At 44.4% G+C, this 14,860-nt stretch carries 12 protein-coding genes; 7 read left to right on the forward strand and 5 right to left on the reverse strand.

What is annotated here, in order from left to right:
• Positions 1-20: 20 nt before the first annotated feature.
• Genes F551_RS0100615 through F551_RS0100635 form a run of 5 tightly spaced genes read right to left on the reverse strand, consistent with a single transcriptional unit; the run spans position 21 to position 6,405 of the window.
• A complete protein-coding gene (locus tag F551_RS0100615; RefSeq protein WP_026296566.1) occupies positions 21-1,034 on the reverse strand; it encodes a sugar kinase in 1,014 nt (337 codons plus the stop codon).
• A gap of 24 nt (positions 1,035-1,058) precedes the next feature.
• A complete protein-coding gene (locus tag F551_RS0100620) occupies positions 1,059-1,691 on the reverse strand; it encodes a 2-dehydro-3-deoxy-6-phosphogalactonate aldolase (protein WP_155825681.1) in 633 nt (210 codons plus the stop codon).
• A 21-nt stretch (positions 1,692-1,712) separates the two neighbouring features.
• Positions 1,713-4,025, reverse strand: coding sequence for a beta-galactosidase (locus F551_RS0100625; RefSeq protein ID WP_033404353.1), 2,313 nt, complete (start codon positions 4,023-4,025; stop codon positions 1,713-1,715).
• Positions 4,026-4,045: 20 nt separating this feature from the next.
• The gene (locus F551_RS15990; RefSeq protein ID WP_018995531.1) at positions 4,046-5,119 is read right to left on the reverse strand and encodes an SMP-30/gluconolactonase/LRE family protein; all 1,074 of its coding nucleotides are present in this window, start codon (positions 5,117-5,119) and stop codon (positions 4,046-4,048) included.
• Positions 5,116-6,405 (reverse strand): MFS transporter, encoded by a 1,290-nt coding sequence (locus F551_RS0100635; RefSeq protein ID WP_018995532.1) that lies wholly within the window; start codon positions 6,403-6,405, stop codon positions 5,116-5,118. The genes F551_RS15990 and F551_RS0100635 overlap by 4 nt, the downstream gene beginning before the upstream one ends.
• A 280-nt stretch (positions 6,406-6,685) precedes the next feature.
• Here F551_RS0100635 and F551_RS0100640 point away from each other — a divergent pair, with 280 nt between their 5' ends.
• The 7 genes from F551_RS0100640 (at position 6,686) to F551_RS0100670 (ending at position 14,857) form a co-directional block, all read left to right on the forward strand.
• Positions 6,686-8,251: an MFS transporter gene (locus F551_RS0100640; RefSeq protein WP_018995533.1), complete on the forward strand. Its 1,566-nt coding sequence runs from the start codon at positions 6,686-6,688 to the stop codon at positions 8,249-8,251.
• Positions 8,252-8,280: 29 nt separating this feature from the next.
• Positions 8,281-9,060 (forward strand): SDR family NAD(P)-dependent oxidoreductase, encoded by a 780-nt coding sequence (locus tag F551_RS0100645; protein WP_018995534.1) that lies wholly within the window; start codon positions 8,281-8,283, stop codon positions 9,058-9,060.
• 11 nt (positions 9,061-9,071) lie between these two features.
• On the forward strand, positions 9,072-10,223 hold the full coding sequence (locus F551_RS0100650; RefSeq protein WP_018995535.1) for a mandelate racemase/muconate lactonizing enzyme family protein: 1,152 nt from the start codon (positions 9,072-9,074) through the stop codon (positions 10,221-10,223).
• Between the two features lie 233 nt (positions 10,224-10,456).
• Positions 10,457-11,599, forward strand: a complete 1,143-nt coding sequence (locus tag F551_RS0100655) for a mandelate racemase/muconate lactonizing enzyme family protein (protein ID WP_018995536.1) — start codon at positions 10,457-10,459, stop codon at positions 11,597-11,599.
• A 14-nt stretch (positions 11,600-11,613) separates the two neighbouring features.
• Positions 11,614-12,633, forward strand: coding sequence for a zinc-dependent alcohol dehydrogenase (locus F551_RS0100660; protein WP_018995537.1), 1,020 nt, complete (start codon positions 11,614-11,616; stop codon positions 12,631-12,633).
• 1 nt (position 12,634) lies between these two features.
• Entirely contained in the window at positions 12,635-13,408 is a 774-nt protein-coding gene (locus F551_RS0100665) for an SDR family oxidoreductase (protein ID WP_018995538.1), read from the forward strand.
• A 3-nt stretch (positions 13,409-13,411) separates the two neighbouring features.
• The gene (locus F551_RS0100670) at positions 13,412-14,857 is read left to right on the forward strand and encodes an aldehyde dehydrogenase (protein WP_018995539.1); all 1,446 of its coding nucleotides are present in this window, start codon (positions 13,412-13,414) and stop codon (positions 14,855-14,857) included.
• Positions 14,858-14,860 lie beyond the last annotated feature (3 nt).

Genomic DNA, 14,860 nt, shown 5'->3' on the forward strand with positions numbered 1-14,860 from the left:
GACTCTCCTAATCACATATATTAGCGTTTTACATCCCCACCAGAGCTTGAAAGCAATGCATTGACTTCTGCTTCAGAAGTAATGTTGAAATCGCCTGGTATTGTGTGCTTGATCGCCGACGTTGCGACAGCAAAATCGATGATTTCTTGTGGAGGCGCACCGGCTGCTATTTTGTGGAGGGCTCCACCAGCAAATGCATCGCCGCCGCCAATACGATCGACAATGTTGAAGAGGTCCCATGCTTTTGTTTGAGCAAAACTATCTTTTGTGGCGATAAATCCAGCTAATTTGTTTGAGTCCGCGCTGAGAACAGTGCGATTGGTGCTACAAACGGTCTCAAGATGAGGACATTGCTCGAAGAACTCTTGAGCGGCGCGTTGAAAGCTTTCGGCAGGATTGTCTGCGTTTCGCGTGATGCCAAATAGCAGTTGCACATCTTTGTCACCACCGAATATTAAGTCTGCGTGAGCGGCAACGTCTTTGATAATTTTTACACCTTCATCTTCACGACCTGTCCATAGTGAAGGGCGGTAATTGCAATCAAAAGAGATTTTGACTCCCATTTTTCTAGCGATCTTGGCTGCTTCAAGGCTGGCTTTTTGTGCGCCTTCGGAAACTGCTAGTGTAATACCTGACAGGTGTAACCAGCCAGCGCCTGAAAGGAGGGTTTTCCAATCGAAATCTTTTTCTGACGCTTGGGCAAATGCAGAATATTTGCGATCATACGTAATGGCCGAAGGGCGGATCATCGCACCTGTTTCGAGGAAATAAATCGCCATTCTTTCGCCTTGGCGAATTATGTTTGAAGTATCAATGTTTTGTTCGTGAAGAGTATCACAGCATGCGTTTCCAACTGCATTGTCTGGAAGGACCGTTATCATTGAAACATCATTTCCCATGCGGGAAAGTGTAACTCCAACATTAGCCTCCGCACCAACGAAATTGGTGTCGAGACTTCCAGCTTGAAACAAACGTTCACGAGCGGGGGAGCTAAGTCTTAAAAGCATTTCCCCAAAACAAATTATGCGTGCCACTTTTTATGTCCTGATAAGTTAGATTTACGCTAAAGCCGCGCGAACAGAAGCAACTAACTCTTCTGCGCCTGATTTTATATCTTCAAGGCTTTTTCCTGGAGCATAGATTGCAGACCCTATGCCAAAACCGTTTGTTCCGACTTTTACAAACTCATCCATATTAGCTGCATTAACGCCACCAACTGCTGCGACTAACGAATCCTTGGGAAGGGTGGCGCGCATTGCTTTGATGCCGACTGATCCAATGATATCTGTTGGAAACATTTTTAAGACATCGGCTCCTGCATAATATGCTTCAAATGCCTCAGATGGCGTAAAACAGCCTGGTGCAGAATACATGGTAAGGCGCTTGGTTTCTTCGATTACGGCTACATTGGTATTGGGTGATACGATGATACGTCCACCTGCGTCATGAACTTGTTGGACTTGTTCAGTTGTTGTGACCGTGCCAGCCCCGATGAGGGCTGACTGTCCATACTTTTCAGAGAGTATCTTGATTGATTCTAGTGGCGATGGAGAATTCATCGTCACTTCTAGAACAGGTACACCCGCATCTAGAATTTGCTCTGCGACGGCGCACACCTCATCGGGAGTTACGCCGCGTAGAATTGCAATAATCGGTACATTTCCAAAAATGTCTTTTATTGGTTTTGTCATGATACTCATAATTTTTAATAACTATTTGGGGTCTTCAGTTTTCCCAAAACGATAGGGGTAGAGTGTTGTGTTTATCTCTTTGGCTGCCGCTACCAATTCAGGGTAAGGTTGGTCTGTAACAGATACAAATCCAACATTATAATTTTCCCCGTCATATGCGCGACCAGCAAGCGGCGAGTCAATGTATTGGAACCAATGAGCACCTACTAGATATGGGTTATCCAGAACTGTTTTCAGATAATCCTTATACATGCGTCCACGATCTTCTTGAGTAGTGGAGTTTAACAGGCCTGGGTGAAGGAGGCCATTGCCATCCTGAGAGCCCATGTGGAATTCACCTATAAGTGTCGGCTTGTCTAAATCTGACAGGAACCCCCAAGTGTCTTCAAGCAGACCTTCTTTATATACGTTGAAGCTCATCACGTCGGTGTACTTGATCGCTGCTTTAACAGCGTCTTTTGGCATACTCCAGCTTGCCATACGCACGCCCATATAAAGATGATTAGGTAATGCTTCTTCTAAGGTGTCGTGTACTGTTTTGAAGTATTTTTCAGAGAAAGTTTCAAACAAGAAAGATAAGTCTGGCAGCATGCCATCACTTACTTTTGTAATTTTGTAACCGACGTCAAAACTATCCCAATCGGCAAGATCTGTTCCCCAAGCAGTATTGAGTGCTTCGATTGAACCATGTCTCTCTTTTAAGAGCTCGGAGAATTTCGCTTTCGCAGGACTTTCTTCAATGTTTTTTGAGAACGCATCCAGAATAATTCCGTATTCACCTTCAGGTGTGCCTTTCGTACCCCAACTTTTTTCGTTGTCGAGGAATATCCCGATACACCAAGGTGTTCCTTTTACTTCTTCAGCAATGACATCAATTGTAGCTTTTGTACGAGCTTCAAATTCGGGATCAAACACATCGGGCATTGGTCCCCAATAGTCATTTCCAGATGAAAGAGTTTTGTAGTCACCAATAATCCATCCATTGGCGAAATAGGGCACTTTTTCATTTGTGTATAATTCGTCTGCGACCCAATTTCCAAATGAGGTGAAACCCCAATCTTTCATGCGGTCTAACGTTACATCAAACCACTTTTGTTTATAAGATTGTGGAGTTTCTTCTCCATATTTGCGTTCAATATTGGCTTGGTAAAAACTGAAGGTTTCGCCATGCTCCATCGGTCCCATAAATATTGATTTTCTATAGTGATAATGCGCGGCCAAGTCGTCATCATAGCTTGGCAACCATTCAAACATGTTGCGACGAAGGTCTGATGATACATAAGCAGTTTCCATCACATCACGCGGAGCTGGTTTTAGGTCGGTGGAGTCCTGTGGTGTCACATCGTTCGGGTCGATATAACGGATGCTATCGTCTTTGTAGTCTACACCTGTGACGGTCGTGGTGTTTGCCATGCGGATATTGGCAATACCATTTGAAAAGAATAGATAACCATCGGGATCAACCATCCACCATTTGCCGTCTACTTTTTCTGCACGGAAGAAGCCTGTTGCTTCAAGCTTAGGGCCATCTTTCCATCCCCCAAATCGGCTTCGATCTGCAATTCCGTCTGAGGATGCGAGTTGCTTTAATTCTTTTTCAGCAACTTCTTTTAGTTGTTCGTCGGATTTGATTTTTCTTGCAAAGTCTTTGGTCGCACTTTGTCCGTATTTATCAACAAGGTTTTCAAAATAACCATCTTTAAGAGGCGGACTTTTGCGGACAACAAGATTATCGAGGATTAATTCGCGTGCGTGTATATTCCCTTTGGTACTGATCGAAATGGAAGAAATTTTGCCGATGTCGGCGTCACGATTTCCAAAACGCCAAATCATAAGCGTGTCTTGAGTATCATATGGCTCTGGGTTTGAGCGAATACCTGCATCTACGGTGACTTCTGGGCCTGTTAAAGGCGCGTAGAAAGTACCTTTAAAATTAGCAGGCACGTGAGCATTACGCGTGTGTTTTTTGCCGGCTGCATCGAAAACTTCAAAGAAAACATTTGTGCTGATATCAGTTGGGTTTTCGAAATCTATTGCAAGTTCGACATCACCATTATTGCTGAAGTTCCATTCGTCATCAGCTGAAAATGTTAGCTCGGAATTGGCATCCGCAGGTATAAATTTTACGGCGAGAGCTTTGTTTTTATTCCCAATGAGGTTGGTTTCTACATTGCTTGCATCGGGGACAACATCATTGTCGAAAGCAAACAATGTTTCGACTACTTCCTGAGATGAAGCAGTGATATTGGAAGAAGATGTCTCTTCCTCATCCTGACATCCCGCTAGTAGTGCAGTTGATATGACTGCAGACATTAGAAGTTTGCTTTTCAACATGATGTTTCCTCGCCAATTAATTATAGCCAGTGGAGGGCTTTTGCTTTTGTTTCTATGCGTAGTGTAAGATCGTGACTGGTGATGAAGAGGGTGGAACCGTCTTCCCCAAAACAACAATTTGAAGTGGCTTTTCCTGTAACTATTCGACCAAGAAGTTTTCCTTCTGGAGATATAATCGTTACGCCACCAGCGCTTGTTGCGAATATGTTTCCATTAGTGTCCAGAGCCATGCCATCAGGCAGCCCTGGATGGCTATCATCAGCAAATTGAGACAAGTCTATCCAAACGCCTTCATCCGTTAAACTGCCATCATCTTCAACTTTGAACCGACGAATAATGGATGCGTCTGGATCAGATTGAGAAACATAAAGATATTCTTCATTCGGGCTGAATGCTAATCCGTTAGGGGCAGTCATCTCTTTGGAAATTAGCTCGAGTTTTCCATCAAGAGAAATGCGGTAAACACCTTGAAAGTCTAACTCTCGTGCAGCTGATGTAAATGAGTCTTTGTGGCCGTATGGGGGATCTGTGAAAAAGATGCTTCCGTTTTTGGTTTGCACGACATCATTGGGGCTGTTGAGTGCTTTTCCTTCAAAGTCTCGAACAAGCATTTCTCGTTCATTGGTTGCTAGATTTAGACGATCAACTGAACGCGCATTTTGATTACAGATAAGAATAGTATCATCTGCATTGACCCAGTTTCCATTTGTACCCGGTGTCATTGAGCTGGAATCAAAACCATGATCTTGACCGGCTGGATCTAAAAGTGCGTCGACGCCGTTGGATTTGCTCCAGCGGTGTAATTTATTACCTAATATATCTGTGAAATAGAGGCAGTTTCTTTTGAAGTCCCATACAGGGCCTTCGGTCCAACCAAAACCTGAACCGATAACTTGTAGTTTCGCATTTGGGTCCACCAAATTACTGAAACTGTCGTCTAAGGCGATGATTTGGCCGAAATTGTCCGGAATAGATTTATCAGTTTGGCCGTGGTCGGAAGTCGACATTTTAGGTTCTTCTTTTGTTGATTGCGAACATGCGGATAGGGCACCTAACGAGGTAGCAGTCAGAATTATCTGGCGACGGTTCATCATGAAATTTCTCCTGTGAATTCATCTGTTTTATCAGAAGATATGATTTTTACACGTTCTACTTTTCCAACTAAAAATAAATAGATGAACACACCCAATAAAGCGACGCTGGCTATGTAAATCAGAGCGGCTGAAAAACTCGATCTTTCTATTAGAAATCCAATGACAAGTGGCGTAACAAAAGCAGAAGCTGCTCCTGCAAAATTAAAGACACCTCCCACAAGCCCAATTCGATCTTTAGGGGCCATAATGGATACGAAAACCCATGCGATAGAAGCGACACCATTTCCGAAGAAAGCAAGAGATAAAAGTGCGATAATTAGTGCGTTATTCTCAGTGAAAATAACACCAAATGTGCAAGTAGAAATCAGCATCCCTACCAGAACAGGGAGTTTACGACTGATTGTTTTAGAATAGCCTTTTCGATCTAAAAAATCAGACAAAAAGCCAGATAGAAGAATGCCGCAAAAGGCTGCTGCGAAAGGTAATGAAGCTAGCAAACCTGATTTTGAAATTTCAATTCCTCTTTCATCCATTAAGTAGGATGGAAACCAAGTTAAGAAGAATATAGTGGTGGTGCCTAGGCAGAATTGTCCTAAATATAGGCCCCATAATTTGGGGTGTGTGAATGCAAGACCGATGTTTTGAGATTGAGGCTTCGCTTCTTCATCTACTTCGACTGCTGAATTCTCTTCTTCTTTATGGATTTCACGAAGTTGTTGTTGGGTGGGATCACGATACAATCCGTACCATATAAATGCCCAGATCACGCCTGCAAGGCCCGTAATAATAAACAATCCTTGCCAGCCATAATGCTTTTGGATGAGGAATAGTACTGGCGCTAGAGCTGCCATCCCGACATATTGCCCCGATGTATATATTGCTATCGCGGAAGCACGTTTGTTTTCAGGGAACCAGCTTGTGACAACCTTGTTGTTAATTGGGTAAGTGGGAGCTTCAAATGCTGCGACAACAGAGCGTCCGACCAACAAGAGAGCCATCGAGTTTACAAACCCTTGTAGGATTGTTGCGATTGACCACGCTATCAACAAAAATGGATACAAAATTCTAGGAAGAAATTTGTCTGCTACATATCCTCCTGGAATTTGACATAGTGCATAAGTCCAAAAGAATGCGGAAAAAACTAACCCCATTTGTGTTGGGCTAATGTTAAGGTCTTTTTGGAGGCCAGACGCAGCTATCGAGACATTTGTTCTGTCGATGTAGTTGATTACGACAGTAAGAAAAAGAAGACTGACGATCTTGAATTGATGTTTTGAAAAATTCACAATTTTACTTTCGTCTCTGGTTGGATTTGAAACGAAAGTCTGGAATGAAATCTATTCCTCACCATTCAGCCTCCCCATTATCTGCTATTCATTGATGTTTTCAGTCACTTTTGTAATGTTATGAAATAAATGTCAATTGTTGACAATTTGGATAATTTGTGGAGAAAGTTGAAAAACAGAATAATAGAGATCGTGTGGGTGTTTAAAACCTGAACAGTAGTGCTTGTGCAAAACGTACATCTGCCTGCATGCTCAAGAGAAAAATAGCGGGTGGAAGCATATGAGTTTTTTGCAGAATAAAGCCGTTTTCAGTGCCTTGGTGGTCGCCTTTGGTGGTTTTATATTTGGGCTAGATATCGTGCTGATTTCAGGTGGGATATCAGCTTTTCGGTCTGAATTTTTGTTGAATGATGCGCAAGTTGGACTTGTTGTGTCAGCCGCTGGTTGGGGTGTTCTTCCTGTTTTGTTTGTGGTGGGACCACTGACCAATAAGATAGGACGCAAAAATACACTTATTGTCATTGCAGCGATGTATATTGTGTCAGCTGTTGGGTCTGTCTTCGCAAGCAATTGGGTCATGTTAGCATGGGCTAGAGCGCTCGGCGGTATGGCATTCACATCATTATCAGTCGCCGCAATGTATATAGGTGAGGTGGCCCCGGCGAACGTTCGCGGAAAAATGGTTTCAATCAATCAGTTGAACATTGGAATTGGTTTAACTGTCGCATTTTTACTTAACCTCGCGATTGCATCAATGGCCTTGCCTGGAGAAACGACTGTATCAATCTTGGGGATTGAAACAGGTATGTGGCGTTGGATGCTTGGGGTAGAAATTATCCCTGCAATACTTTGGTTGATACTTTTGTTTGGGATTCCTAAAAGCCCTCGTTGGTTATACGGCGTTGGGCGTCAAGAGGAAGCACGTGAGGTATTGTCTTTAATGATGCCTGATGAGCGTGCTGATGAAGAGTTAAAGGCTTTAGAGCAGAGCGCATTGGGTGAAGAGACAATTGACAATTGGCAAAGTGTCAAAGAATTGGTTTCAACTCATCTGAACAAGGCTCTACTTGTCGGTTTGTTAGTCGCTGTTCTGCAGCCGCTAACGGGTATCAATAATCTTTTGTATTATGCACCGATTGTTTTTGAGCAAGCTGGTGCCGGTACAAATGCGGCCTTCATCTCTTCTGTTGGTTTAGGTGTTCTTGCAATGGTCTTTACTGGCGTTGCAATTCTTATAATTGATAAGGTAGGTCGGCGTCCTTTGCTGATTGGCGGTTTGTCGATGGCAGCTCTTTGTATGCTAGTGGCTGGATGGACATTCTCTCAAGCTAGTTACGGTTTGCAAGCGGATGATTTGGTCGTTCTCGCTAGCTCTGTGCCAACAGAATCACTTCAAGCCATTGTAGGTGTTGAGTACCCAAATGATGTCGCTTTTAAAAATGCGCTAGTTGAAGTTCTTGGTTTTGATGATGCACGAAAATTTGAAGGGGCGTTGATCAAGGTAGGGGTGCAAAACCTAAATGCCGGGTTGGTTATTGCCTGTATTCTTGGGTTTGTTGCTGCATTCAACATTTCAATAGGGCCGATTATGTGGGTTCTATTTTCAGAAATTTTCCCAACACGAGTGCGTGGTATTGCAATTTCAGCATGTGCGCTGGTTACTAGTTTAGTGAGTGCGGGTGCTGCAATGGTATTCCCTGTTCTGCTGTCTGGCTCAGGCGCAGCTATAGTGTTCCTGATGTTTGGTGGAATTATCACTGTAGGCTTGGCGCTAATTTATTTCTTAGTGCCAGAAACCAAGAACAAAACAATCGAACAGATTGAAGCCACTTTTAAGGGCGCATGAATTTTTAGTACAAACTGGATTTGAGTATTATGGATCTACTTCTCAAAGATAAAATTGTCATCGTAACAGGTGGTTGCTCTGGAATTGGGTGGGGTATTACACAGCGTTGCGTAAAATCCGGTGCTACGGTTATTGCCTGTCAAAGGAGCGAGAATGGGGCGGATCGTATCGCGGACCTTGTTTCTCAAGGATATAATGCAGAGTTTATGCGTGCGGATGTCTCAGATCCAGAAAGCATAGTGAATTTCGTAGCGAACGTGCACTCTAAATACGGTCGCATCGATGCGTTAGTGAACAATGCGGGGATTACGATCGAGTGTGATTTTTTTGAAATGTCGCTCGAGAAATTGGATATGCTTTGGGCCACCAACCAACGGTCTGTTTTCTTGATGAGTCAGGCTGTTGCGCGTCACATGAAAGAGCAGGGCGGAGGTCACATTGTGAATGTGTCATCTAACCATTCCGTGGCAAGTGTTGCTGGGTATGAGATGTATGCAGCGACAAAAGGCGGTATTTCTTCGATGACGAAAGCCATGGCTTGGAGCCTTGGGAAGCATAACATCCGCGTAAATACATTGTCTCCAGGTTTGACTATGACTGAGGCCGTGCAACAGGTGGCTGTTGAAAAGCCGCACTTGGTGAAACCATTTAATGACATGCATGCTACCGGGCAGGTTTCAAGCGTTGAGGATATTGCAAACGTTGCAACATTCCTGATTTCTGAAATGTCCAATGCAATTACTGGGACGGATGTCGTGGCGGACCAAGGTGTTGCAGCGCAGCTCGTTCGCACTGACGACCTGGTTTAAGGAGGTCATTTATGAAAATTTCTAATGTCATTGCATATCCTGTTTGGGTAGGTCACCGTAATTTATGTTTGGTGAAGGTCGAAACAGAAGATGGCCTTTATGGTTGGGGGGAATCTGGAGTTTCGGGGCGGGAATTAGCCGTCGCTGGCGCTGTGGAGCATTTTAGAAGTTTTCTTATTGGACAGGATTCCAGAAATATCGGCGCGCTTTGGCAGGAGATGTATCGTGGTCAATATTTTGAGGGTGGCCGCGTTTTGTCTGGCGCTATATCGGCGATTGATATTGCACTTTGGGATATCGCTGGAAAGCGTCATGATGTGCCGGTTTATCAGTTGTTGGGTGGTGCCCAACGCAATAAGATTCCTTGTTTTGCGACATCAACGGCTGATCATGATGAAACGTTGATTGAAGATGTGAAATCTCTCATTAGTGAGGGGTGGACTGTTGTGCGTGCTACTGTTGGTGATGGTGGTGCTGGCGATAGCGCTGAGTGGGATGTTCGCAAAGAAATTGCCAAGACAACTGAAGCGCTAGTGCAATTACGGGAAGAAGTGGGGCATGAGGTCGTATTGGGCATTGATATGCACCATAGATTGAGTGTTGCGGAGGCGGCTGCCTTTTGTCAAAAAATGCCTGAGGGAACGATTGATTTTCTTGAGGAACCCATTCGGCAGCAAACCCCCGGTGCCTATAAAGCTCTCCGTTCCATGACGAATATACCGTTTGCTATCGGTGAAGAATGGTCCAGCAAATGGGAGTTCCTACCTTATCTCGAGCAAGATCTCACTAATTTTGCGCGGATCGATGTTTGTAATGTTGGCGGCCTAACTGAAGCAATGAAGGTGGCGGCTATTGCTGAGGCTCACTACATTGATGTGATGCCGCATGATCCGCTAGGGCCGATTTGTTCTGCAGCAACCAATCATATGTGTGCCGCTATCCCGAATTTATCGTGGACTGAAATTGCGCCCTATAGCGCAGATAAAACAGACCATGACCGTCTCTTTATCAATCGGCCGATTGAAAAGGCAGGGTATTACGAGGTGAGTGACGCCGTTGGGCTAGGTGTTGATGTGCGAGAAGACTTAATCAAAGACCAGACTTTTAAGTTCTGGGAGATTCCTCGCCGTTACAAACCTGATGGTAGTTTCACGAACTGGTAGTTTAAAGTCTCAATTTGACGATTTTGATCGACAGAAAGTCGTATTTGTTCTTTACAACCTTGTTGTTGTTTGTATATTGTATACAAAATAACAGCGCTAAATTTTTGTCATCATTTGTTTCTGTGGAATGAAGAAATAAGAGGCAGAATTAGATAAGCGCTATTTCCAATAATGACGGTTTGCTTCGTAATTGGTTGTGAAGCGAATTTATTGGAAATTAATGAGGTAATGTTTTGAAGTTTTTGGATGCAAGATCGAGTGAAATAGAAGCTCTGGAAGCATTTGGTATAAAGTCGATGGCAGTCGAGTATTACCAGGTTCCATTAGCTGAACCATTGGTTGATGCAAGTCACGGAACTCATACCTTTTTTGAGCTAATTGTATGTCGCATCACTGGTGAAAACGGAGTTGAAGGTGTGGGGTATACCTATACTGGAGGGTCCGGTGGGCACGCCATTTATTCGGTTATTGCTGACGATTTGAAACCGCGAATTCTCGGTAAAAACGGCGCGGATATTGAGGACGTTTGGCAGTCTATGCAAAAGGATCTGCATTACGTCGGGCGCGGAGGTATCCTTAGTTTTGCGATATCTGCAATAGATATCGCCTTGTGGGATATCAGATGTAAGTCCTTGAATTTACCTTTATGGCAAGTGTTAAACGCTCCATCCAATGCGACTGCGTGTTACGCGGGGTTTATTGATCTGCATTTAGGCGGCGATGAACTTCAGCAACTTGTGAAAAAGCATATGGCAATGGGTCAAACTGCGGTGAAAACCAAAGTGGGACGGGAAAACATCGCTGAAGATGTAGAGCGTGTTGCCGCAATTCGCGAAGTGCTTGGTGACGACAATGCATTGATGGTTGATGCGAATTGGTCCTACACAAAAGAACGCGCCATAGAATTTAGTAACTCCGTCAGTAAGTATAATATTAGTTGGTTTGAAGAGCCTGTATCTCCAGACGAATTTGAAGATTACGCTGCGATAGCGGAGGCGACAGACATTCCGTTGGCGATGGGAGAAAACCTTCACCTTGTTGAAGAGTTTGAGCGCGCCATAAAGTATTCTGATCTGGCATACCTGCAGCCCGATTGTTCCAACATTGGAGGAATAACGGGATTTTTGAAAGTCGCTGAGTTGGCTGACAAAGCGGGACTTAAGATTTGTAGTCATGGGATGCATGAGCTTCATGTGTCTTTGTTAGCTGCGCTACCACATTCGGGAATGCTTGAAGTGCATTCCTTCCCCATAGATCAATACACAATTAGCCCATTGAAAATTCGGGATGGTCAGGCATTTGCGCCGGATCATAACGGTGTGGGTGTCATTTTTGATGAGGCAAAATTGAGTCCTCATTTGAAGATGCAGTCTTAGTAAAAGGTTTCAAAATGATCGCTGCACAATATCTTGGTGATTCAAAATTCGGTATAGCCGAGTCCGTGCCTGTCGCGCCTAAAGCCGGCGAAGTCCGTTTAGACATTGGTTATGTTGGAATCTGTGGAACAGATATGCACATCTACCACGGTGCTATGGATCAACGAGTGGCTCCTAAAGAGACAACTGGTCACGAAGCATCCGGTATTGTACGCGAAGTTGGTCCCGACGTAACAGATGTTAAGGTGGGCGACAGAGTTGTCGTGCGACCGCTTGATTATTGTGGTGACTGTCCTGCTTGTGACGCTGGTCACAGCCACATTTGTCACAATTTGAAATTCATGGGTATTGATAGTGTTGGTGCATTTCAAAACTCATGGACTGTTAAAAGCCGCACGCTTCACAAATTGCCGGAAAAAGTGGACCTAAGACAGGGGGCATTGATTGAGCCTCTAGCTGTTGCCTGTCACGATGTTGCCATGGCTCGAGTGAAAGCTGGTGAGCATGTTGTGGTGCTTGGTGGTGGTCCAATTGGTCAGCTTGTAGCTGCGGTCGCAAAGGCTGAGGGTGCAGAAGTTCTCGTTTCTGAGATTAACCCAGATCGTCGTAAATTCGGTGAAGACGCTGGGATGAAAACAGTTGATCCAATGTCGCAAGATTTAGTTGCTTATGTGAATGAGTGGACAGGGTCAAAAGGTGCTGACGTTGTGTTTGAAGTGTCGGGTGTTCAGCCAGCTATTGATGTGATGACAGAAGTTGCAGCTGTACGTGGCCGTATTTGTGTTGTGGCTATTCACTCAAACGCGCCTAAGGTTGATTTGTTTAAATTCTTCTGGCGTGAGCTTGAGATGGTTGGTGCGCGTGTTTATGAGCACGCTGATTTTGAAAAAGCTATTGACCTTGTGTCTTCTGGCAAGGTGAACATCGACAAGTTTATCACCAGCGAATTTGATCTTACAAAAATTGATGAAGCATTCCACACACTGGCAACCAATCCGGTTGGAATGAAAACTGTTATTAAGTGTGGTGCCTAATATGACGAACGTTCTTTCTAGCTTTTCTCTTGAAGGAAAAACAGCTTTAGTAACAGGCTGTAAGCGCGGTATTGGCTTGGGCATGGCTGTTGCTCTGGCTGAAGCTGGCGCGGACATTATCGGTGTGTCTGCTAGTCTTGAAGCTGAAGGTTCAGAAGTTGAAAAGCAGGTAACTGCACTTGGTCGTAAGTTCTCTTCATATCAGTGTGATTTTGGTGACCGTACAGCTCTTTATGCTTTCATCGAGAAAGTTAAGGCTGAGAACTCTCAAATCGATATTCTTGTGAATAATGCGGGTACTATTTTGCGTGCACCGGCTGCTGAGCACGGTGATGAGCTGTGGGATAAAGTCATTGAAGTGAACTTGAACGCTCAGTTTGTTCTTACGCGTGAAATCGGTAAGGAAATGGTTGCGCGCGGCTCAGGTAAAGTGATTTTCACTGCATCTCTATTGTCATACCAAGGTGGAATTACGGTTCCGGGATATGCTGCTTCTAAGGGTGGTGTGCAGCAACTGGTTATGGCGTTTGCAAATGAGTGGGCGTCAAAGGGTGTAAATGTGAATGCAATTGCGCCGGGCTATATCTCTACAGATAATACAGAAGCGCTAAGAAATGATCCTGCACGTGCAGAGTCTATCTTGGCGCGTATTCCGGCTGGGCGTTGGGGTGAACCAAACGACTTTAAGGGGCCGACGGTGTTTCTTGCATCAGAAGCTGCAAATTATGTCAGTGGAGCAACATTGCTCGTCGATGGCGGATGGATGGGAAGATAACCCATGGAATTCAAGAACAATCTAAATTTTATCAATGGTGAGTATATTGCTGCTCCGACAGATGAGATAATCGAAGTACTAAACCCTGCAACTGGTGGCGTTTTGGGTTCAATTCCAGCTTCACCTGTCTCCGAGGCTGAAAAGGCTTTGTTGGCGGCTAAAGAAGCCCAAAAAGGATGGGCTGCAACGCCTGCGCGCCAACGCCAGGCCATTTTACGTAAGTTTGCGGCAGGTATTCGTGCGCGTCGTGATGAGCTGGCTAAGATGGTCACGCTTGAGCAGGGTAAAGTTCTCGAGCTTGCATATATTGATGTCGATGCAACTGCGAGCTTCATTGAGTATGCTTGTGATAATGCGCTGACTATTGAGGGTGATATTCTGCCTTCTGATAATCCAGATGAGAAAATTTATATTCACAAAGTACCGCGTGGTGTTGTTGTTGCTATCACGGCGTGGAATTTTCCAATGGCCTTGGCGGGACGGAAAATCGGTCCTGCATTGATCACGGGAAATACCTTGGTGTTGAAGCCGACACAGGAAACACCTTTGTCATCCTTAGAGCTTGGTGAGATTGCAAACGAAGCTGGAGTGCCACCTGGTGTTTTGAATATCATCAATGGATCGGGTTCTAAAATTGGATCTTACCTCTGTGAGAGTTCACATACTGCGATGATCACAATGACAGGGTCTACTTTTGCCGGTAAGCAAATTTATCAGGCTGCGGGTAAATACATGATCCCGGTTATGCTTGAGTTGGGTGGTAAAGCGCCATTTGTCGTGATGGACGATGCAGACTTAGAGCAGGCTGCTGATATTCTTGTTGGTGCACGTTTCACCAATTGCGGACAGGTATGTACATGTGCTGAGCGTGTTTATCTGCACGAAGATATCAAAGACAAGTTTATGGAAATCTTCTTGCCGAAGGTTGCAGCTTTGAAAATTGGTGATCCACTTGATCCTACTACAACACTGAGTCCTAAAGTGAATGCGAAAGAGATCGAAAATATCGATCATATTGTGCAGGAAAGTGTCAAACAGGGCGGTGAAATCCTTACAGGCGGAAAGCGTGCAATTGTAGACGGTTATGAAGGTGGTTTCTGGTATGAGCCAACAGTGTTAGCCACACCGCACAAAAATATTGCAGTGGAAGAAGAGACGTTTGGTCCAATTCTTCCGGTAGTTACGTTTAAAACACTTGATGAAGCAATAGAGAAGGCTAGCGATAGCATTTATGGTCTGGCTGCCTATTTCTATTCTGCGTCACACAAAAATATACAAAAATTTATCAATGAGATGGAAGCTGGAGAGCTCTACATCAACCGCCCGATGGGGGAGCAGCATCAAGGCTTCCACAATGGCTGGAAACAGTCAGGAATGGGTGGTGAAGATGGGAAGTTTGGCTTGGAACAATATCTGGAGAAAAAGACTGTCTATCTCAACGAAACATGAGTT

Source organism: Hirschia maritima DSM 19733 (genome assembly GCF_000378345.1).
In the GTDB taxonomy this organism is placed as follows: Bacteria; Pseudomonadota; Alphaproteobacteria; order Caulobacterales; family Hyphomonadaceae; genus Hirschia; species Hirschia maritima.